This window comes from Paenibacillus dendritiformis (assembly GCF_945605565.1).
Taxonomy (GTDB): Bacteria; Bacillota; Bacilli; order Paenibacillales; family Paenibacillaceae; genus Paenibacillus_B; species Paenibacillus_B dendritiformis_A.
Genome location: NZ_OX216966.1, coordinates 1,003,716 through 1,025,964 on the forward strand (window position 1 = coordinate 1,003,716; position 22,249 = coordinate 1,025,964).

Consider the following 22,249-nt stretch of genomic DNA (forward strand, 5'->3'; position numbering starts at 1 on the left):
TGCTAAAGCCGAAAGATTCACGAATATAGCGAGGAGGTTCGAACGTGACCCGCATTTTAATTGTGGATGACGATAAAGAAATTGCCGATTTAATCGAAATATATTTACGGAACGAAGGCTACCAACTGTTCAAGGCCCATGACGGGGTTGAGGCTTTGTCGGTGCTGGAGCGGGATCCGGTGGATCTGGTTATTTTGGATATCATGATGCCGAAGCTGGACGGGATGTCCGTCTGCCTGAAGATTCGGGAAAAGCAGGCGATACCGGTCCTTATGCTGAGCGCCAAGGCGGAGGACATGGACAAAATTATGGGGCTGATGACCGGCGCGGACGATTATATGGTGAAGCCGTTCAATCCGTTGGAGCTGGTGGCCCGCGTCAAATCGCTTCTTCGCCGCACTTATCAGTTGAACGCTCATATCCAGGCAGGCTCCGAGCCTGCCGGGGTCATTCGCATCCAGGATCTTGAGATTAACAAGGCGACGCATTCCGTACGGGTGAACGGGCAGCCTATCCATTTAACCTCGATGGAATTCGAAATCCTCTATGTAATGGCAAGCAATCCAGGAAGAGTATACAGCGCGGAAGAACTGTACGAACGGGTATGGCAGGAGAGCTTCAACGGCTCCCACAATACAGTAGCGGTGCATATCAGCAAGCTCCGGGACAAGCTGGAGGCCCATGGAGAGAAATATATACAGACCGTATGGGGAGTAGGGTATAAGATTGAACAAGCATTGGGCTAAAAGTATCCGTTGGAAGCTGCTCTTCAGGTTTGCGCTGACCCTGCTTCTTACCTTTATGAGCCTTGTATTGCTCATGTTCGCCGCCGGCGTGCTACGGGAGCTGAAGGAGCCTGTCACATACCGCATCATCAATTTCTTGGCGTTTGGGCTGGGCGTCGTGCCGACGATGGTGATTGCGGGCATCATCCTCTTTATCCTCTTTTATGTGCTGCTGAATCGCCAGCTGATCGGCAGTCTCGAGCGGATTACAGAGACGGTGCAGCATATTGCGGATGGGGATTTCGATCAGAGGTGCAATATTACGACAGATGACGAGATTGGGCGTCTGGCCAAAAACATTGATATCATGGTCTACCAATTGAAGACCTCTATTGAGGAAGAACGGCTGGCGGAACGGACGAAGAACGAACTGATTACGAGCGTATCCCATGATTTGCGGACGCCGCTTACTTCAATTCTCGGTTATTTGGGGCTGGTCGAGCAGGACCGTTACCGCGATGAAGTGGAGCTTCGGCATTATATTCATATTGCCTATGAGAAGGCCGAGAGGCTGAATGTCATGATTAACGATTTGTTCGAATATACGCGGATGAACGGCGGCATGACTTTACGGACCAAGCCGATGAACGTGTCTGAGATGGCTGGCCAGTTGTGCGTTCACTACCGCTACCCGATGGAGCAGGCCGGACTGACCCTTCAAATGAGCAGCAATACGGACAAATGCTGGGTTAACGCCGATCCCGACAAACTGGTGCGCGTGTTCGACAACCTGCTGTCCAATGCGATGCACTATGCATACAGCGGCAGCGTAGTGGAGCTTCATCTTCGCCAAGATGAAGACAAGGTGGAGATTATCGTCAAAAATGCGGGTGACCCTATCCCGAGCCAAGATTTGCCGCATATCTTCGACCGCTTCTATCGCGTCGAAAAATCACGATCCGTGAAAACCGGCGGTTCCGGACTCGGCCTTGCAATTGCCAAGACGATTATCGAGCTTCACGGCGGAACTATCCGCGCCGAGAGCTCGCCTCAGGCAACGCTGTTCACTATCGAGCTTCCGCGAATCGCTCCGCCTGATCCCGCTTATAAGAGCCAAGCAGACGGCTTGTCCGGGCAAGGAGGAGCAACTAATGTACCTGACTAAGATACTCTAAATGAGGTGGTTAAAGCAGTGCCGGCGGGTGCTGCTTTTTTGTTTTTGATTGACTTGGAGGCGTTTGTTCTTGTGTTGATGGAGAGGGCTTGATTGTGCCTTAGCTTAATTGCTTCTACGACTCGCCTCCATGCTGGTGATCGGTGTTCCGTTTCTTTTGATCGGTATCCCCGTCGCTCAGGAAAAGTCACTCAAGAAAAAGGTCGCTTGAGAAAGGAAAGTTCACCCAGGAAAAGCAAAATGATGGTATCAATCGAGTATGTGCGAGTGTGTATACCTCTCAACGATAGGAAAAAGAATGCCATATAATTTTGATGATGCAAGAAGCTAGGAACTGGCAAGACGCCAGACGTGAACAGAACCGCAGCCTCCTTAGGAAGAATGGAGAAGCCAGTAACATGTCAAAACCGCAAAACGAAATAAATCACGATACTACATCCCATGAATTATTTCCCATATTAAATACCGATTTCAAATCAGTTTCGGATCTGGAGAGCCAACAACCTTTATGAAGGATTGGAAGCATGATTGCCGTTTCCTTGTGAATCAATTCATGCAGCGGCCAGATAACGAGATTGGCCCCGTAATGTGGTTGTCCGATTCAAATAACGTTCCCTCGCCCCGTTCCTGGCAAAGCATATCTCACCTAAATTGCCCCATCCGGTTGCGTGGCGGGCGGCTGCATTTTCCCGGTAACAAAATTCATCCAAATATCGCTGCAGGTACTTCCCGCTGATTCCGCGGAACGTATCGCACAGCCAACGTTTTGCTCGACGGAATACCGTATAAAGGGGGCTATTGTGCTTGACGCGAAACCGCTGACGGATAATAGAAACTGCGCCGGCCAGGGGACATACATGTTGTTCAGTAAAGTCAGCGCACCCCCTAGGAAGCAACAGCTTGCCGGACATGTGCTGCCGGTTGACCAGTTTCATTTTATACTCCTGCTCCTTATCATCGGGGCCCAGCGAGGCTGCCACGATAAGGGGATATTCCTGTGCCGTCAGTTCGAAACAGGAATATTGGCGGCTGCTGCCGTAATAGGCGATAAAGCCATGAACGTTATACTCGAGCTGTTCTTGCTCATCAGCACAGCTAATCGCAGTGCGAATTTTATGGAGCATCGCCCATGCCGTTTTGTAGGTGACTTCAATAATAGAGCTTAGTCTCACCGCATTGATTCCTGCATCCCGACGTGAGACGAGCCATATCGCAACTATCCACTTCCGCAGAGAGGTTCTGCTGCCTTCCAGAATCGTGCCCGCAGTCAGGGAGGTCTGGCGCTGGCAAGCGCTGCATTCGTACAATGGGAGGCGACGTGTCCGGATGACATAGGCACGGATATGATGGCAGGTCGGGCAGCGGTAGCCATGAGGCCATTTCAGCTCGAACAGGGCAGGAATACATGAATCATCTGTAGGGAACCGATCCATCAACTCCTCCAACGAACCCACGTTTGTCCAGCCTTTCATCCATGTCCCTCCTAAACTTACATTCTAAAAAACAAACATATGTTCTTATTTATACTCTACCAAACATATGTTTCCATGTCAAGGGAATTCTTGGCATGATGGATTAAAACTACAATGAGCATCGGTATTGTCAAACCATTCGTTTAACCATCCTTGCCTGAGTAGTTGGGAGAGTAAGGGAAAATGTATCCTGAATGATTGGGACACTGAGCATAAGGAGCTGCAAGTGCCTCCTGAGCGGCTGGGATATTTGTTATAAGGAGCTGCAAGTGCCTCCTGAGCGGCTGGGATATTTGTTATAAGGAGCTGCAAGTGCCTCCTGAGCGGCTGGGATATTCGCCATAAGGAACTTGCAACGGCCCCCTAAGCGGCTGGGATATTTGTTATAAGGAGCTGCAAATGTCTCCTGAGCAGCTGGGATATTTGCCATAAAGAGTTGCATACACACTCCTCAACGAATGGGCGGGGCAAGGGCAACCTGAGTGGTTGGGAGTTGCGGAAAAAGTAATCCTGACCGAGTATGCATGAAAAATGGCCTGCCTTTTGAGGGGGTGCCGAGGGGGGCTTCATGTTTTCTTCATAGTTTCTTATGTTTTGTTCATTATTGCTTACAACTATGTTAAGCGGGGTTCTATAAAATGAGGATTATTCTAAGGACGATAATGAGTGAAGGTGAGATAAATCATGAGAGCAGTTGAGAAGAAGCGGTGGGTGTTGTTGGGAGTGGTTATGGCCGTAGGAGTATGGTTTTGGGCGCAGCCGGCGGCTTTGGGGGTTAAGCAATTTTTGAAGAGTGCCCTGACTGAATTGCGGCCGGACACGGATAATCCGTTGTTCGCGCATTATGAGTTGGGAGCAGAGGCGGCGATCGTCATTGATCAGGATACGGGGAAGGTGCTCTTTTTCAAGAATGATCAGGAACGGAAGGCGCCTGCCAGCACGACGAAAATGATGACGGCGCTGCTTGGTCTGGAGCGGAAGCAGGGGAATGAGACGGTGGAAGTGGGCGAGGAGGTTCTTCTTAAGGAGCCGGGGGAGAGCACGGCCGGGCTGTGGCCGGGTCAGCAGATTTCCTGGTATCAGTTGATTGAAGCGCTGATGCTTCCATCCGGCAATGATGCGGCGCGAACGATCGCGGTTCAGATTGGACGCGAGGCAAGCGGCGATCCGGATATGAGCATTGATGAAGCGATGGAGGTGTTCATCCGCTTGATGAATGAACGGGCCGAGGAGTTGGGGCTGCGCAATACTCATTTCAACAATCCGCACGGTCTGAACGATCCCGATCATTACAGCTCGGCGTATGATTTGGCGCTTATTGCCCAGGAGGCGATGAAGAACAAGCATTTCCGTGCAATTGTCCGCACGACGTATGCGGAGGTGACCCCTGCCTCGGTGGGAGCGCAGGGCGATGTGTCGGGATTGGTCAATCGCAATCAGCTGCTGCAAAAAGGGAGTGAATATTATTATGAAGGAGCCACTGGGATAAAGACCGGCTTCACGGATGAGGCGGGGTATTGTCTCGTGTCATCGGCGGTGCGGGATGGTCGTCATCTGATTGCCGTCGTGCTCCATTCCACAAGCAATAAGGTATGGAAGGACTCGCACAAGCTGCTTGATTTCGGATTCGGTCAACTGGATTGAGGATAATAATAGACGCCCCCTGCATGACGGACACCGTCGCGCAGGGGGCGTGTTATAGGGGTTACAAAGAAAGCGGCAGAACCATAGGTTCAATTGCATCTTTGCGGTTGCAGTTGGTTATGGCTTCGTGATTACTCCACGCGGGAGTTGTTTTTAACGAAGTCGATGATCTCGTCTACATAACCGAAGGCAATTGCTGTTACTGTATCGGCTGCGCCGTAGTAAATTGCAATGCGGCCAGTAGCGGCATCCACGAGCGAAGCGCATGGGAATGCAACGTTCGGAACGTCGCCGACGCATTCGTACAAGGTGGATGGTTGCAGCAGGTATGGCTCGCTGCGGTACAGGACTTTCCATGGTTGCTCCAAGTCAAGCAGCGCGGCGCCAAATGCGTACACAAAGCCGTTGCAGGAGTTGAGCACGCCGTGGTAGATCATCAGCCAGCCTTCGCTTGTCTCGATTGGGATTGGGCCTGCGCCAATCTTCTTGCTCTGCCATCCGCCCATTGGCGCCATGACATGGCGGTGATGTCCCCAGTGCTCCAGATCCGGGCTCTCGCTGTAGAAGATATCGCCGAATGGAGTATGGCCCGTGTCGGATGGACGGCTCACCATGGCATATTTGCCGTTAATTTTGCGCGGGAACATAACCCCGTTGCGGTTGTATGGCAAGAATGCATTTTCAAGCTGATGGAATGTCTTGAAATCGTACGTGTAAGCGACACCGATTGTCGGCCCGTGGTAAATGTTGCACCAGGTAACATAGAAGCGGTCTTCGATCCAGCATACGCGCGGATCGTAGCCTTCGATGAAGTTGCCGATCTCCGGATCGTCGCATTGGAACTTGATTGGTTCCGGGTTGATGTCCCAGTTCAGGCCGTCTTTGCTGAAGCCGGCATGAAGCCGCATGTAACGGCATTTGTCATCGCAGCGGAAGACGCCTGCAAAGCCGCCTTCGAAAGGAACGACGGCGCTGTTGAAAATACTGTTGGAATTAGGCAGCAAATCACGCGGGATGACCGGGTTGTTGCTATAGCGCCACAACACCTCTTTATGGCCTGCTGGCCGCTCTTCCCACGGCATGTTCGGGATATCCGGACCGAGAATCTTCAATTGGCTCATGATGTGACTCCTCACTTTGCAAATAATGTCATGATGATATGGTACAGCGTGGATAGACATGCACCTTCAGGCCGGCGAAGCTCTCCAGCCCTTGCCTTACAGTCTGGGCAGGAAGGACCCATCATAGACCTGGGCGGTCACCACCTGCTGCCGGCGAATGCCGCCGTGCCGAAAAGTGGCACAGGACAAAACGCCTTTTTCCTACCTCCAGAGTAATCGAGACTTGGCATAATGTCAAGTTGATAATGTGCATTTTGCATCTAAAATCCTACAAAACCATCCGATTTAACTTACATTTTAAAATGAATGTAAGTTTACATTTGAAAGCATGCAGTGTAAGAGGAGGCCGGCGCCGGTCACTGGGGAGGGCGGGCTTACGACTCCCGCCACATAATCTCGACATCGAGCCGGATCATCTCGTGCGGCCGCTTCGGATGCTTCATTCTCCATACGATTTGGTCGCCTGCCCGCATGCCCATTTCCTCCTTAGGGACATGCACGGTCGTCAGGGACGGCTGTATCAGTATCGATTCCGCGATATTGTCGAAGCCGGTCAATGCGATATCGCCCGGGATGCTGAGCCCCGCTTGGCGAATAATAGTCATCATCTCAAGCGCGATAGCGTCGTTCTCGCAGACGAAGGCAGTCGGTTGCCGCTTCATGGCGTGAAATTCTTCCCGCAGTTCCGTCACCGTGTAATAATGGCGCTGCATGCGGTTGATGATGCAGTATTGCTCATCCGCTTCCATGCCGTGCTCCCTTAAGGCGAGCTGGAAGCCTTCCCAGCGCTCACGGTAGCTCAGGCACGAGCCGATATCTCCCACGAAGCCGATATTCCGGTGGCCTTGCTCGATAAGCTTGCTCGTCAGCTTATAGACGCTGTGCTTGTTGTCGGCCAGCAAAATGTCGCATTTCAAATCGCCGGGCTTATAATCGGCATGCGTATCGATGAACAGGGATGCCGTTCCGGTAGAGGCGATCATCTCGTAATATTCGCGGAGGAACGGCCCGATCGTGATGACTCCCGCCGGCTTCTGCTGGTGAAAGAGTCCCGGAAGGAGAAGCTGGCGCTCTTCCTCCATATCGACGATGGTCATCGTCAACGTGCAGCCTGCTTCCTTCAGCGTTGCATTCAGCCCCTTCAGGAAGGACATCCAATAAGGATTGCCCATATAATCCGAATGGGTCAGCAGCGCAACAAGCCGGTTCTCCGCGGCGTAAGTCTCGGAGGAGGCCAGTTCATGATGAATCTTCATATAACCGAGCTCGACCGCCTTTTGCAGGACGCGCCGCTTCGTGTCTTCACGCAGACCGGGGTCGTTGTTGAGGGCTTTGGATACCGTGTTCCGGGACAGGCCCAGGGCGTCGGCGATATGCTGCTGAGTAACTTTCGTTTTATGTGACATGGGTTCATCGCTCCGATTCGTGGTGGTTGATCCTAGTTTCGTGCTATAAAGTGTTTAGTATTAGTATAGTTTAACTTTACATTTTTGACAAATGTAAAGTTGCAGATGGTGGGCAAGCGTCGAAGATGGATCATCCCGACCGGGCAGGACGGCCGCTTGAAACGGTTAGCGGAAGAAGAGTAGAATAAGCTTTGGACAAGGGTCTATCAGAACATGCATACTGATAGGCCCTTTTTGTATATATCGCGGCATGGAGTCACGAACTTTAACATCAGGAAAGGAGAGAGAGAAGTGCAGGAGTATAAGGGGACAACGGTGGCAAGGAAAATGTTGAATACGCTTTCAATGTTGTTGAGGCCGATGTGCGGAAGATGGAAGTCCATCCTGGCAGCCGGGACATGCTGTTCGTTAGCGCTGCCGCTCGCCGGCTGTCAACCGTCAAACGTGGATTGGATGAAGGCCGAGCGGGATCGAACGAGTCCCTCGGTCACCATCGTGCTGAACAGTCTTGGGATTAAGTTCCCCGAGCCTTGGACAGAGAATGATAACCCGTATTTGTCGTATATCGAAGACAAGACGGGGCTCCATGTGGAGGTCATTATCCCTCCGTCGCACCGGTACGAGGATCGGGTCGGAGTCATGATGATGTCGAGCCATACGCCTGATCTGATCAGCATTTCCGATCCGAATTGGGTCTCGCATTACGCGCGCAAGCAGATGCTGGCTCCGCTCGATCATTTGATTGAGCGCTATGCTCCGCAGTTGAAGGAGCGGATTCCCGCCGAAGTGTGGGAGCAGGTATCCTTCAACGGCCAAGTGTATGCCATTCCAAGCCTGAACGAAGCGAAAGGATTGGAAATGATGTACATCCGCAAAGATTGGCTGGACCGTCTTGGTCTTGCGCCGCCCGCGACGTTAGAGGAGACCGTCGGTGTGATGCGGGCTTTTGCCGCCTTCGATCCGGACGGCAACAGTATACGGAATAGATACGGTACCAGCTTTATTGAGGATTTCGGGCGATCTTCCCCGTGGTTCGGCGCTTTCGGCGTGCAGCTGAATCAGTGGACGGAGCGTGACGGCAAGCTGGTCTATTCCAACATTTTGCCGGAAATGAAAGACGCCCTCGCCTTCATGCGCGGACTGGTGGCGGAAGGGCTCGCCGACCCGCTGTTCCCGATTCAGACGCAGCGGGGGCTGGAGCGGCAAGTCATTGACGGACGAATCGGGATGTTCACCGGCACATGGTATGACACCCGCGGCGTGCTGGAGAAAAGCGCGGCCCGCGACCCGCAAGCGGAATGGATCACGCTTCCGTATCCGCAAGGACCCGGCGGGGCCGGCACGTATGCGCTGCCGACGGTACGTTCCTATCAAGTCATTCCGGCCACGAGCCCGCACGCGGTGGAAGTGCTGCAGCTGTTGAATTTCATTTCCGGCGAGGGGAGGGACACGTTGAAGTTCGGCTTCGAAGGGGAAGTGTGGGAATGGAAGGATGGCAGGCGGGTGACGGACATGGGCGTGCATAACCGGGATCAGTACCGTGGCCTGTATGCCAATCTGGCCGATCTTCCCGAGAGCGGCTACATCCGCAGCCGGCTGGATTCGCTTGGCTTGCGCTATCACTTGTACGATAACCTTCGGCATATTTCTCCTTATGTGATGCCGAGCGCTTTTCGGTCGCTTCCGACCCCAGCGATGACCCGATACTCGCCGCTTCTGGCGAAGAAGAACGACCGGCTGATTGAGATTGTGCTCGGGGAGCGGCCGCTGGACGATTTCGATGCGTTTGCGGCCGAGTGGCTGGCCGAAGGCGGAGAAGAGATGACGCGCGAAGCGAATGCATGGTTCCAGTACAGCCGGAACCAGACAAGGCGCGAAGCGGCGCGCGATGGATCCGGTCATACACGGGAAGGAAGTGACAGCCATGCTCCGGGAGCTTTCTAATCGGTTCCGCCAACGCATTCAGTGGCGCTTGACCGTTTATTTCGTGCTCATTCTCGTTCCGCTGACGCTTACCGGCTGGTTCTCGAATGAGCGCTCGCAGCAATTGCTGCTGTCCGAGACGACGGCGCGAACGGAAAGCGCGATGCACGCGCTGATGGACAATATCGAGCTCGTGCTGCAAAACGTGGAGGAGCTGTCGGCCATGCTGTCGACCGATCCGGAGATTATCGCGACGCTGAAGCAAGGAAATCGCGCACTGGGGCCGCGTGAGGTGATGTCGTTCGCCCGCATGAAGCGCCAGTTCTCCGACTTCCTGTCCATCCATCCGATGTTCTCCCAGATTGCCGTCTATCATGATCATTCCAATGCCGTCATCTCTACGGCGCATGGCGTACTGCCCGTCGACCGCGCGAATGAGCGCATCTGGCTGCGGCAGACGCTGAACGGGATGGGGACGGGCATTGTGTTCATGCAGCCGGACGAACGCATCGGCGGAGGGAAGCCGTTCGGTCAAGTATTCGGCGTCGACAGTCTGGCCGTGGTGCGATCGATGGATATCTACAATCCGGACCGGGAACGGCATGCGCTCATTATTAGTCTGAATATAGCGCGCTTGCAGCAATATATCCGCTCCCTTCTGCCCTCGGCCCAGTCCGAGCTTCATCTGTATACGGCCGATGGGAAGTGGGTCGCGGGAACAGGCCGGCAGCCCGAATCGGTTGACAGCTACGCTAAGCATGCTGAGGCGCGCGATCAAGTGCTCATCCGGGCGGTATCGCCTTATTACGGCTGGACTCTGACGCTGGCCCAGCCCAAAAGGGAAATCTTCGCGCAATCCAGTCAGTTGGAGCATTATGCCGTGTTCATGATCGCGCTCAGCATCGTTCTTGCTTTACTTATGGCCTTCAGCATCTATACCGGCATCGCCGCGCCGCTGCGGAAGCTTGCCCGCGGCATGCGGGCGATAACCGGCGGCAATCTGGATGTGCGGCTCGAATCGGATCGGAGGGACGAATTCGGCATCGTGACGGATTTGTTCAATCAAATGGCCTCGAAGCAGCATCATCTCATTCGGGACCACTATGAGCAGAGCCTCAGGCTGGCCAATACGGAATTGAAGCTGCTCCAGTCGCAGATTCATCCTCATTTCTTGTACAACACCTTGGATTCTATCTATTGGATGGCGCAGCAGTCCGAGGCGGAGGACATCGCGGAGATGGTCCTGAATTTGTCACGCTTTTTCCGGCTCAGCCTCAGCAAGGGCAAGGATGTGCTCACCGTCAAGGAAAGCCTGGAGCACCTGCATGTGTACATCCGCATTCAGCAGCTGCGGTTCATGGATCAATTCCGGGTGGAGTATGACATCGATCCGCAGACGGAGCCGCTGCCCATCGTCAAGCTGCTCGTGCAGCCGATCGTCGAGAACGCGATTATCCATGGCGTGGAGAAATCGGGGCGGGAGGCGATGCTGCGCATTGCGACGCGGCTGGAGGACATCGGAGCGCGGCCAGCGCTCGTCATCGCGGTAACCGACTCGGGCGCGGGGATGGCGGATGCGGCACGGGAGCGGCTGCAGCGGGAGCTGTCGGAGGTGCTGCAGCAGCCCGATCAGCATCAGGCGCAGCCGGATGGGCATGCGGGCGCGGGCTACGGGCTAAGGAACGTGGCGGCGCGCATACGCCTGAATTACGGCCCGCAAGCCGATATCCGCATTGACAGCGCTCCTGGAGAGGGCACGGCCGTCACGCTCGTACTGCCGCTGGGAGCGCCGCCGGACGAGACGGCGCTGCGCACGGGATAAGGCTTGCTGCCAGGACGGTGGGGATTGGAATTTACGATTTGGACTTTTAAAAAGAGGACAGGAGGGAGCAGCATGAATTTGCTAATCATCGAGGATGAACCGCGGCTTCGCCACAGCTTGACGGAGTTGATGCCATGGGAGCAGGCCGGCATAACCGGGGTGACGGCGGCCGCGACGGCGGAAGAAGGGAAGCGGTGGCTGCAGGTGAAGCGTCCGGACATTTTAATGGTCGATATTCAGCTGCCGGACGGGAACGGCCTTGATCTGGCGCGGCAGGCAATGGCCTGGAATGCCGAGGTGAAGGCCATTATTTTGAGCGGCCATGATCACTTTCCGTACGCGCAGGAAGCGCTTGCCCTGGGCGTCAAGCAATATTTGCTCAAGCCGGCGGGCCAGGATGCGATTGTGCGGGCGGTCGCGGAGGCGGTCGCGGAACGCCGCCGGGAGATTCAGCGCAAGCATGACTATGCCTCGCTGCGCCAGCAATGGCAGGCCCATCTGCCGGCGCTGCAGCAGCGCACGCTGCGCCTGGGCCTGGAGGGCGGCCTGCCTGCCGAGGCCTTCCGCCTGCGGATGGCGGAGCTGGGCATCACGCTCAATGCGGACGAGCGCTATGCGGTGATGGTGATGGAGCCCGATCCCGTGCCCCCTGAGCGGGTGCGGGCATTCGGAGAGGATACCGCGTTGATTCACTTTGCTGTCGGCCAGGTGGCTGAAGAGACGCTCCGCTCGATGGGAGCCCGCTCGGCCTTGATCTGCCGTGATGTCGATAAGCCGATCGTCATTCTGTTCCGGCATGCTCCCGGCGATGGCGGCACGGCGGACGGGGACGCGGTCATCGCTATCCATGCCATGGCGGGCGCGATGTTGGAGCATATCAAGACATCGCTCAAGCTGACGGCCAGCGCTGGCATCAGCTCTGCGCATGGAGGGTTGGAGGATGCGCCCCGCTTATACAAGGAGGCGATGTTCGCGCTGGGCCAACGGCTCGTGCACGGGGGCGACCTCGTCATCCCGTATCGCGAAGGCGGGTTCACTCCGCCGCCGGATGCGGCAGCAGTCCAGGGCGAGCGCTGGATGCGCGAATTGGATATCGCATGGAGCATCGGCGACGAGCAGCAGGCGTCAGCGGCGGCGGGGGCCTGGATCGGCGAGGTGTGCGCCATCGAGCAGGCCGAGGCGCTCAAGGAGCAAATGTTGCTGCTGCAGTCGTGGATCGTTACGTGGATGCACAAGCAGGGGTGGTCGCTCCATGAGGTGATGCAGGAGGACGCAGCATGGTTCCACCATGCGTCGGAGCTTCGTACGAAGCAGGAATGGAGCGGTTGGATGCGGAGCGCGATTCGGCGCATCGGCGCGCAATCCTGCCTGGTCAGGCGGAGCGGCGGCAATCGGCTCGTGGCGGAAGTGAAGGAGTTGATCGAGCGGGAGCTTCACGGCGAGCTGTCGCTGCAAGGGGTTGCGGATCGGCTGTTCATTAACGCCTCTTACTTGAGCAGGCTGTTCAAGCAGGAGATGGAGCAGCCGTTCTCCGCCTATGTGCTGGAGCGCCGCATGGAGCGGGCCAAGGAGGCGCTCTTTCAAGGGAAGCGGGTGTATGATGCCGCTCAAGCTGCCGGCTTCCGCGATGTCAGTTATTTTACGAAGGTGTTCCGCAAATATTGGGGAGTCACGCCGAGTGAATGGAAGCGGGGATAGAGGAGAATGCCATCGGGGGAACGGGCAAGGCGGCGCTCCCGGCGCATAGCCATCAATTTACCAGAAGAAGTCATGGCTTTCCCGTTTTCCTGATGGCGGCCGTCCCTTACGCTAGTAATACAGAAATATATCACAGCCGATACGGGGGACAGGGCCCAAGAAAGGAGGGAGGCCAATGGAGATAAGAAATGCGGATACCGCCGCCGCTCCGCGTCCGCAGAGGAAGCGTTACTGGCGCAAGCTGGGGAGCGACGTGCGCAAGGACTGGGACTTGTATATCGCGCTTTTACCGGGCATCGCTTTTTTGCTCTTGTTCAAGTACACCCCGATGTATGGCGTCGTCATCGCCTTTCAAGATTTCAACATTTTCAGCGGCATCGCGGACAGCCCATGGGTCGGCTTGCAGCACTTCGAGCGGCTGTTCCAGTCGCCGAAGTTCGCGCAGGTGTTCTGGAATACGCTTATCATCTCGGTAATGAAGATCGTGCTTCTGTTTCCGCTCCCGATCGTGCTGGCCATCCTGCTGAACGAGCTGACGAAAATGTGGTTCAAACGCCCGGTGCAGACGATTATTTACATGCCTCACTTCCTGTCCTGGGTTATCGTCAGCGGGATGTTCATGGATCTGCTGTCCATCAACGGAGGGCTTGTCAACCGGATGATTGAATGGTTCGGCGGGGAGCCGATCAAATTTTTCCTCGACAACAGCGTCTTTCGCTGGCTGGTCGTCGGCACGGCCGGCTGGAAGGAGGCGGGCTGGGGCACGATCGTCTATTTGGCGGCGCTGAGCTCCATCGATCCGCAGTTGTACGAGGCAGCCAAAATCGACGGGGCGAACAAGTTCCGCCAAATCTGGCATATAACGCTGCCGGGTCTGGTCCCGGTCATTTTGCTGATGTTCATCCTGCGGCTCGGCCATATGCTGGAGGCCGGCACCGAGCAGATTCTCGTGATGTACAATCCGGTCGTCTATAACGTCTCGGATGTCATTGGAACCTATGTGTACCGCACCGGGCTTGGCGAACAAAATTACAGCTTCTCGGCCGCGGTAGGACTGTTCGATTCCATTGTCGGCTTCATTCTGATTGTCGGCGGGAATTATCTTAGCCGGCGCCTGCTGAACCGGGGCATCTGGTAGAGCGTGCCGCGCTGGCGGACGGTTCAACCGAAGCCCAAGCGGGAGCCGCAGCGGGACAACTGACGAAGAAAGGAGGCCTGACATGAAAACCGGGCGAAAGACGAAAGGGGTGCGGACGGCGATCCGCATGTCGGCGGGAGAGCGCATCTTCCAGGCGCTGAACTATTTCTTTTTTGCCATCGTGTCCTGGACGACGCTGTTCCCGTTCCTCAACCTGCTCGCCAAATCGCTGAGCGGTGAAGAGGCCGTGGTGTCGGGAAGGGTGTCGTTGTTCCCGGTCGATATTCAATTCGGCACGTATGCGTACGTATTAAGCGACTCCAAATTCATGAACGCCTTCATGGTATCCGTCATCATCACGGTGGCGGGAACCGCTCTGGGGCTCGTCATGACGGCGATCGCCGCCTATCCTCTGTCCAAGCCGCGGCTGCGCGGACGGAAGTTTTTCATTCTCATGTACGTGTTCACGATGCTGTTCAGCGGCGGTCTTATTCCGACATATCTGCTTATGCACCGGCTTAACTTAATCGATACGCTATGGGTGCTCTTTCTGCCGAGCATGATCAGCGTGTTCAATATGTTAATCATTAAAAATTACTTCGAATCGCTTCCCGACGAACTGGAAGAGTCGGCCAAGATGGACGGAGCATCGAATCTGACGATCTTGTTCCGCATTACCGTTCCTTTGTCCTTGCCGGTGTTCGCCACGATAGCGCTCTTTTATGCGGTCGGCTTCTGGAACGATTATTTTGCTTCTATGATTTACATCAATTCTCCGGATTTGAAACCGCTTCAGCTTTATTTGAAGGAACTGCTAATTCACTCCAACATCACCTATCAGGATGGAGGGCATGTGCCGAATATCGATGCCGTCATGAACTCGACGCCGCAGGCGATTCAGGCCGCTTCGATTCTGGTCGCGACCTTGCCGATCCTGCTCGTCTATCCATTTCTGCAGAAATACTTCGTGAAAGGGGTGTTAATTGGCTCCGTTAAAGGTTAACCGCATGAATGAACATCTAGGCACGTATGCGTGCGCACAAGATCAAAAAGAACGGGGGATTGCTCATGCGGCGTCAACGGATTTGGGTTTCAGTGGTGGCGATTATAACGGCATTGTCGCTTATCGGCTGCAGCGGCGCCAACTCGGGTCAAGGCGCAGAAGGCGGGGAAGGAGACAGCAAGCAGCTCCGCCAGCTGATGCCGTTCGATCGGTTCGAGCCGAACGGGGACCCGGTCGCCCAGTATTTGAAGGAGAAGACCGGCTATACGGTCAAATACGAAATGCTGCCGGCGGAGAACGCCGACGAGAAGCTGAACCTGCTTATGGCGAACAAGGAGTCGTACGACATTTTGAAGCTGGCACCCGCGCAATACTACCAGCTCGTGTCTTCCGGAGCGCTGGAGCCGCTCGATGATCTGATCGAGAAGTACGGCACGAATATGAAGCAGGTGATCGGGCCGGATTCGTGGGTCAGCGCGCAATATGAAGGCAAAACGTATGCCATCCCGGAGACCGGCGGCGGCAATGGCGCGGCATCGTATGCGCTCGTCGTGCGCAAGGATTGGCTCGATGAGCTGAATCTGAAGGTGCCGACCAATCTTGACGAGCTCGTCACGGTGCTGAAGGCATTCAAGGAGAAGAAGAATGTGATCCCGCTGACGGGCGGCAAAGCTCCCGTAAATCCGGACATCGCCAGCGTATTCGGCTTGACGACAGCCTGGTTGGAACGGGACGGCAAAATCATTCATTCCGTCGAAGCGCCGGAGATGAAGGAGTACCTGGCCTTCATGAGCAAGCTGTACCAAGAGGGGCTGATCGACTCGGAATGGGGCATCAACACGGCGGACAAATCCATCGAGAAGATGGCGAGCGGGAAGGCGGCCATGTACAGCCCGGGATGGTGGGTCGCTCCGAATCTCGTGAACGCCCTGGCCAAAAACTTCCCGGAGGCGAAGCTGGAGATTATGCCCGTCTTGAAAGACAAAGCGGGCGTAGCCCGGGTAGGATCGGCCGGCAATACAACCAACTATTATATCGCGGTGCCGAAGTTTTCGAAGCATAAGGAAGAAGCCATCAAATGGCTGGATCTGAAATTCGATAAGGATATTTTCAAAGGCATCGCCATTGGGGAAGAAGGGGTTCATCATACGTTCGAGAACGGAGTGTACACGCCGATTATGCCGAAGTTCGCGGATGAGCGCAGCAATGCGAGCGCCTTCCTGACGGGCGTGGACGAGAACAATTATCCGACGTATTGGCAAGCCCGCCTCAAGAAAAATCCGGTCGTGGAAGACTATTTCGCCACCTTCAAGAAAAATGCGGAAGGCCTGATTGTTATCGACCCGATGAGCTCGGCGCCGCCGATTCCGGATATTTCCAAAAACCTGCAGCGGTTGAATAAATTCCAGGAGGATGCATTCATCAACTTCATCAGCGGGGCGGAGCCGCTGGACAATTATGATCAATTCCTCGCGGAATGGCACGCCCAGGGCGGCGAAGCGATGGTGAAGGCCGCCAACGAATGGTATGCTTCCAAGCGCTGAATGATTTAGTTCCCATAATGACATGACCGAGACTGCGCCGCTTGACGGCAGCAGTCTCTTTCTATCCCGCCCGTAATCCCTTCTGCCATCCCGCCGCCGCGAAGACCTGGCCCGCAGCGGCGCTCCAATCGGTCATGGTTCTCTTCCCCGGCTTGGACATGACTTTTATGCCCGTCATATTCAGCTTCCTTGCTTCCGCGCGAGATGGTCCAGCTTATCCGGGTTCAGTATGATATAGACCTGGAGAATTCGCTCCTGATCCGGCGTAAGCATGAAGCAGCATACCGCTCTGATGGCGCCTTGATCGAGGTACACCGCGTTCGGCTCTCCATTGACATCGGTGATGATTGGCGGCGAATGGCGCATCGCCGCGAACGTCTTCCGAGAGGACAACAGCTTCATTACGCGGCTTTGACCGGTAAGGGGACGCATGGCTGCGCGAACATGGGGCCCGCCGTCCGTAATCAGCACGGCGTCTTCCGCGAGCAGCTCCAGCAGCGCCTCGACATCATAGTGTTGGAAGGCCGCTACGAATCGGGTGACAAGCGCGCTTCTCATCCTCGCCGCCTCTCCGGCGGGAGCGGAGGGGGATGGCGTACGGGCGTGTTCCTTGGCACGGCTCAATATTTTGCGGCAATTGGGAACCGATTTGCCGACGATGTCCGCTATCTCTTCATAGTCATATTCGAACGCTTCCCGCAGCAGGAACACGGCCCTCTCGACGGGGGTGAGGCGCTCAAGCATGACCAAATAGGCATACGACAACGAATCCGCGCGCTCTGCCAATTCGTCGGGCTGTTCGCCGGAAGCGGCGAGCGGCTCTGGCAACCATTCGCCGGGGTATGCCTCCCTTGTGCGCCGTGCCGATTGCAAGATATTCAAGCAGCGGTTTGTCACCCATTTGGCGATATACGCCTTCCTATTTCTTACTTCGCTCAAGTCCCTGCCTGCCATGTCGGCAAATACATCTTGTACGACATCCTCCGCGTCCGAGACGGCGCCAAGCATACGGTATGCGATAGAAAAGGCGAGTCCCCGACAGGAAGCATATAATTCCTCGACAGGGTTGTCCGGGCGGGAACGGGTTGAATGGTCTCCTTTTGTCTCCATGTTTCCCTCCAGTCTCCTCCATTCTATTATTGTCCGGGCGGGTAGAGCAAGCGAATACGGTGCGACGGCCATAGTCAGGTGGGCTGTTCCTTGCCGCAAAATAATCGCCTCTTGCGCCATGCACTCCCTATCCGTACTTATGCTCATGATCGCCCATCCTTCATTTTTATCCGTTATTCCTTTAGACAAGAGAGCCCTTGATTTTGTGACACCGCAAAAGCGATTTTGGGACGGACGGGCAGTCATTTTCGCTTAGAAAACGGCGGCATGGGAACGAAGGAGATAGTAGCGGGAAGGAAAGAGTACCTGATTGAAGGGGAGAGCAGCGTAAAGGGCAAATAGTGTACACAAACAAGCGATCTCCCCGAACGCGGAAGCGCGAACGGGGAGACCAAGGCAGGAGCAGCAGCCGTTGCGGACCCTGAACCTGCAAAGGAGATGAGATAGCACCGCTTACACCGGATAGATGGATGGCCACTGCAGCTCAACCCCGAGCTGCTGCAGCTGGCGCTGGTAGGCCGCCAGATGTTCCGGGCCGCTTCGCACCGCGCGCGGAGCGATCCCGTGGTCGAGGGCGTACGCCGCCAGCGCGCCGGCCGCTTCCCCGATGTTCCACTCCACCGGGTGCAGGCGGTAGCAGCCGTTGGTGATGTGGGTGGTGCCGATGTTCTTGCATGCCGGCAGCAGATTGTCCATGCGGACAGGCAGGAGGCTGCCCAGCGGAATCTGGAACGGCAAGGACGAAATGTCGATATAATTGTTCCCGCCTGTCGAAGGATGAAGATCGATGCGGTAGCAGCCGATTCCGACCGAGTCCGCGAACGGTTCGGCCGGTTGGCCCGCGCGGTATTCGGTGGATACATGCTGCTCCAGGACGGTGAACTCGGCCCGGATGCGTCTCGATTCCCGGATGTACGGATACATCGCCATGCCGTCCGCCGTGCCCGCGATATCGTGGCGAAGCCGCAAGCCCGGATAACCGGAGCCGCCGTCGCTTCGCGGCGCTTCCGTCTGCAGCCAGTACAGCAGCGACAGGCTGAGCTGCTTCGCCTCATGCAGATGGCGTTCGCGTTCCGCCTCGCTGACATCGATGATGGAGCCGAGCCAATAGTCGTTCTCCGGCCAGTTCACGATCGTGACAGGGTTCGGAACGGCCCCGGATGCCGGATCATACAAGGCCGGATCGGTGATCTGGCGGTAATGGAACAGCGGGAAGGCTCCGGGCTCGCGAAAGAGCGAATAGGACACAGGCTTCAAGGTGGCCGGTTGGACGCCGGTCCAGCTCAGCAGGCGATCGGGCCAGAAGGATGGCTGATATTGGCGCCAGAATTCGTAGCGTTCCGGCTTCTCGATCGTATGGTCTTCGCCTTCGGCGTACTCGGCGGCGAAGCAGTACGTAATGCCTTGCATATTTTGCGGCTCGGCCGGCCCGGGAACGGCATGCGGTTCGCCGGTCTCGTGCTGCGATTCCGCGCCAGTGACGTATTCGGTCCCGGACAGGGCGAGCAGATCGCCGCATTCCGTTGCATCGAGAAAATAGGCCCCCGTGCAAACATGTTCGTCACCCTGCGCATCCCGTACCGTAACGGCGCGAATGCGGTCGCCCTCGACCTCGGCGCCGATCGGGCGGCAGCCGGTGCGGATGACCAGACGCCCGCTGTGCACATATGGGAACAGCATCGCTTCCAGCACATGCAGCGCGACGCGCGGATCGTGACAGAGGCGGCTCACGATGCCGTTCCCGGGGTTCAGCCGTTCGTCGGAGCGCGCCTTCGCATTCAGCGGCAAATGATCCCGGTAGTACCGTCTCACCGCATGGCGGAACTGGCGGTATGTATCCGTGCATCCGAATTGCTCAATCCATGGATGCTCGTCCGGCGGGACGAGCTGGCTGGTCAACTGGCCGCCGATTCGGGCGGTCTCTTCCGTAAGCAGCACCGTCTTGCCCAAGCGGCAGGTGGCCAGCGCCGCGGCGCATCCTCCCATGCTGCCGCCGATAATGACGAGATCGGCTTCCCATTCAAGCTGTCGCTGTGTCATTTGATGTCCTCCCTCGTGTCCTGATTTCCATACATTGCCTATCTTCAGTATAGATAGTTCCACGACGGAGGAATATAGACTTTCGTTGCTATTTATGGTAAATGGAATACGTTTCTGTTGTCTCCTCGCATCATCGCGCGGTTATCCGCATGGTCAGCGGTTGAATTTCAGCGGTTGAATTATTGAATGAATGCAGGTCGGATGAAACTGTTTCTTTACAGGAAAATATGGTAATCTTAGGGTTGACTATGGTGTAAAAGGAGGATTTTATGCTCAAACCCGGAACGATGGCACTGCTGTTGATATTATGCTCTGCTGTGCTCTATGAACAGCCGGTGTCCGCCAAAGCGGAAGATGTTAGGAAGAGTGCGGTGCAGCCGGTGCATAGCATTGATCTGGCAAGATGGGGAATTCGCAATGACGGGACGCAGCCGGCACAGACGACAAAGGGGATTAACGATGCGCTGGCATGGGCTGGCAAAGCGGGCATAACGGCCGTGTCGCTGCCTCCAGGAAAGTACACTATCGATAAAAACAGCCGGATTAACATGGTCAGCAACATGACTTTTCAACTTGCGCCTGATGTTATTTTGCAGAAGGAGCCCAATGATAAAGAAAGATATGATCTGATGTATATTGGGTACGGTGTTCACGACGTGACGCTGCTCGGCGGCACGTATCAGGGCGACAAAGACATGCATGATTACTCCAAAAAGGATCATCCGGATAGTAAAGGGACACATGAAGGGGGTTATGGCATCCTGCTTGAAGGGGCCGAGCGCGTAACGATCGATGGGGTAAAAGCGGTTAACTTCACGGGAGACGGGCTTATGCTGAGTGCTCATGGAACCAATACCGGGGTGCTGGACGCCCAATCCTTTGTTAGGGGCGGGATCGACAGCAAAGGCAAGCCGATCAGAGATTTGAAAAAAATCAGAACCAAGTCGATGCAACCCCTCTCCCATGAGATATTTCAGAAGGAAGGTTATTTTGAACTGGCCAATTTCCAAAAATTACCCCTAAACTTTGACATCTATTTCTATGACTCCAACGGGGGCTTTTTGGAAAAGCGCTCGGCAAAGATGAGAGAGAACATGGTCATTCCCCAAGGAGCCGCCTTTTATCATGTGGTGTTTCATCAACCATCCGCGGCAGGCGCTTATGTACAGGTGTGGAACCGGGTTCCCACGTCGGATTCCGTTGTCAGAAACTCCGAATTTGCCTTCAATCGAAGACAGGGCATTACGGTGGGCGGAACCCGCAACGTAACCATTATGGATAATAATCTGCATGACATGAAAGGAACGGCTCCCCAATCAGGGATTGATGTAGAGGGAGGCTTTTTCGAGAATGGAAACTGGAACTCGGACGTCACGATCAAGCGAAACCGTTTTTACAACAACGCCTCTTATGATCTTATTTTGTACGATGGGCAAGGGGCCCATGTCGAGGAAAATTACTTCGGTTCCACAAACAAGATCGGCCTTGCCGTTTCTGCTCCTTTTGCGGACGCGGTCATTGTCAACAATCATTTTGACGGTTCCAAGATTGTAGCGGTGAATGACGCCGTCTTTACAGGGAACAAGATGAATGATTCCATTGCCAGTTTTCAGGGGCCGAACATTCAGGTGAACGGCATGACGCTGACGGACGCCGTATTCCGGGTGGATGGCAAGGAGAAATTCGGGGTGAAGGTGTCTGAACTTACGATTTACAATAACAAGAAGAGAGAATCCGGGCTGATCGTTAACGGCATGCCCAGTGAGTTCAGGGACGTGAAAATCATCGGGGAGTCCACCCTCCGGGTGATAACAGGCAACGCCCCGGGAGGCAGTGTGTTTCATAATCTGCAGGTGCTCGGATATAATTCCACGTACGGCTTGAGCCTGCCCCCTGGAACGTATACGGATTGCCGGTTCGAGAATGCCGATACCGGAACGTTGGGAGCGGTCTTTATCAATACGGCCGGGAAATACGTGTTTAATAACTGCACCTTTGTCTCCGCTTCTATGGCAACGAATAATGTGATAGCAGACCATAAAGATCTCGATTTGTCCATTAAAAATTCAACCTTCGAGGTTCAGGGAACTGCCCCGGCGATCCGTGTTCAGGCCGTCAAAAAATTTGTGTTCGAAAATAACCTGGTCAATGCCTTTTATTTGGATAACAGCGATATTGAATTGGTCAAGATCAATGATTATAGCAAACGCCAATTAAAAGCGCCTGTGCGGAGCGCGGCAATTCGGGGGAACACGATTCGGAGCAACAGGCCGGCCGCGGGAATATCGACAATCAACGCAGGGATCGGAGCGCCTGTATATACGGTGGAAGACAATACTCTTCATACCGCGAAACTGGCTTTAAAACCGAACGATAAGTCCCAGAACAATCAGGTTGAATAAAACTGCACGCCGTGCTTCGACCGCCTA

The 22,249-nt window shown here is 55.1% G+C and carries 15 protein-coding genes; 10 read left to right on the forward strand and 5 right to left on the reverse strand.

All coding sequences use genetic code 11. From position 1 onward, the window contains the following. Positions 1 to 44: 44 nt before the first annotated feature. A complete protein-coding gene (locus NNL35_RS04475) occupies positions 45 to 746 on the forward strand; it encodes a response regulator transcription factor (RefSeq protein ID WP_006679948.1) in 702 nt (233 codons plus the stop codon). After that, positions 727 to 1,890 carry a sensor histidine kinase gene (locus tag NNL35_RS04480; RefSeq protein ID WP_006679947.1) on the forward strand — a complete coding sequence of 388 codons (1,164 nt, stop codon included), beginning with the start codon at positions 727 to 729 and terminating at the stop codon, positions 1,888 to 1,890. Before NNL35_RS04475 ends, NNL35_RS04480 begins: the two co-directional genes overlap by 20 nt. Positions 1,891 to 2,450: 560 nt before the next feature. Here NNL35_RS04480 and NNL35_RS04485 read toward each other — a convergent pair. After that, positions 2,451 to 3,371 carry a transposase gene (locus NNL35_RS04485; protein WP_006679946.1) on the reverse strand — a complete coding sequence of 307 codons (921 nt, stop codon included), beginning with the start codon at positions 3,369 to 3,371 and terminating at the stop codon, positions 2,451 to 2,453. Between the two features lie 684 nt (positions 3,372 to 4,055). Between NNL35_RS04485 and NNL35_RS04490 the strand changes: the two genes are divergently transcribed. Continuing rightward, on the forward strand, positions 4,056 to 5,015 hold the full coding sequence (locus NNL35_RS04490; protein WP_006678433.1) for a D-alanyl-D-alanine carboxypeptidase family protein: 960 nt from the start codon (positions 4,056 to 4,058) through the stop codon (positions 5,013 to 5,015). A 131-nt stretch (positions 5,016 to 5,146) separates the two neighbouring features. Here NNL35_RS04490 and NNL35_RS04495 read toward each other — a convergent pair whose 3' ends face one another. Together NNL35_RS04495 and NNL35_RS04500 are read right to left on the reverse strand one after the other, a co-directional pair. Continuing rightward, positions 5,147 to 6,136: a glycoside hydrolase family 130 protein gene (locus tag NNL35_RS04495; RefSeq protein WP_006678432.1), complete on the reverse strand. Its 990-nt coding sequence runs from the start codon at positions 6,134 to 6,136 to the stop codon at positions 5,147 to 5,149. Between the two features lie 374 nt (positions 6,137 to 6,510). Further along, complete coding sequence (locus NNL35_RS04500; protein ID WP_006678431.1) at positions 6,511 to 7,542, reverse strand: LacI family DNA-binding transcriptional regulator; 1,032 nt, start codon at positions 7,540 to 7,542, stop codon at positions 6,511 to 6,513. 360 nt (positions 7,543 to 7,902) lie between these two features. On the opposite strand from NNL35_RS04500, the gene NNL35_RS04505 reads away from it, so the two are divergent. From NNL35_RS04505 to NNL35_RS04530, 6 genes are all read left to right on the forward strand, one after another. Beyond that, positions 7,903 to 9,486, forward strand: a complete 1,584-nt coding sequence (locus tag NNL35_RS04505; protein WP_238535405.1) for an extracellular solute-binding protein — start codon at positions 7,903 to 7,905, stop codon at positions 9,484 to 9,486. Then, positions 9,380 to 11,287 carry a cache domain-containing sensor histidine kinase gene (locus NNL35_RS04510; protein WP_254552987.1) on the forward strand — a complete coding sequence of 636 codons (1,908 nt, stop codon included), beginning with the start codon at positions 9,380 to 9,382 and terminating at the stop codon, positions 11,285 to 11,287. The genes NNL35_RS04505 and NNL35_RS04510 overlap by 107 nt, the downstream gene beginning before the upstream one ends. A gap of 72 nt (positions 11,288 to 11,359) precedes the next feature. Next, on the forward strand, positions 11,360 to 12,985 hold the full coding sequence (locus NNL35_RS04515; protein ID WP_006678428.1) for a helix-turn-helix domain-containing protein: 1,626 nt from the start codon (positions 11,360 to 11,362) through the stop codon (positions 12,983 to 12,985). 175 nt (positions 12,986 to 13,160) lie between these two features. Further along, positions 13,161 to 14,123, forward strand: a complete 963-nt coding sequence (locus NNL35_RS04520; RefSeq protein ID WP_006678426.1) for an ABC transporter permease — start codon at positions 13,161 to 13,163, stop codon at positions 14,121 to 14,123. 82 nt (positions 14,124 to 14,205) lie between these two features. Further along, on the forward strand, positions 14,206 to 15,126 hold the full coding sequence (locus NNL35_RS04525) for a carbohydrate ABC transporter permease (protein ID WP_006678425.1): 921 nt from the start codon (positions 14,206 to 14,208) through the stop codon (positions 15,124 to 15,126). A 65-nt stretch (positions 15,127 to 15,191) separates the two neighbouring features. Next, a complete protein-coding gene (locus NNL35_RS04530) occupies positions 15,192 to 16,670 on the forward strand; it encodes an extracellular solute-binding protein (protein WP_040732837.1) in 1,479 nt (492 codons plus the stop codon). Between the two features lie 180 nt (positions 16,671 to 16,850). Here the strand turns inward: NNL35_RS04530 and NNL35_RS04535 are convergent, their stop codons facing one another. Together NNL35_RS04535 and NNL35_RS04540 are read right to left on the reverse strand one after the other, a co-directional pair. Then, a complete protein-coding gene (locus NNL35_RS04535; protein WP_006678423.1) occupies positions 16,851 to 17,780 on the reverse strand; it encodes a sigma-70 family RNA polymerase sigma factor in 930 nt (309 codons plus the stop codon). A gap of 453 nt (positions 17,781 to 18,233) precedes the next feature. After that, a complete protein-coding gene (locus NNL35_RS04540; protein WP_006678422.1) occupies positions 18,234 to 19,820 on the reverse strand; it encodes an FAD-dependent oxidoreductase in 1,587 nt (528 codons plus the stop codon). Positions 19,821 to 20,089: 269 nt separating this feature from the next. Between NNL35_RS04540 and NNL35_RS04545 the strand changes: the two genes are divergently transcribed. Next, positions 20,090 to 22,222 carry a right-handed parallel beta-helix repeat-containing protein gene (locus NNL35_RS04545; RefSeq protein WP_006678421.1) on the forward strand — a complete coding sequence of 711 codons (2,133 nt, stop codon included), beginning with the start codon at positions 20,090 to 20,092 and terminating at the stop codon, positions 22,220 to 22,222. Positions 22,223 to 22,249 lie beyond the last annotated feature (27 nt).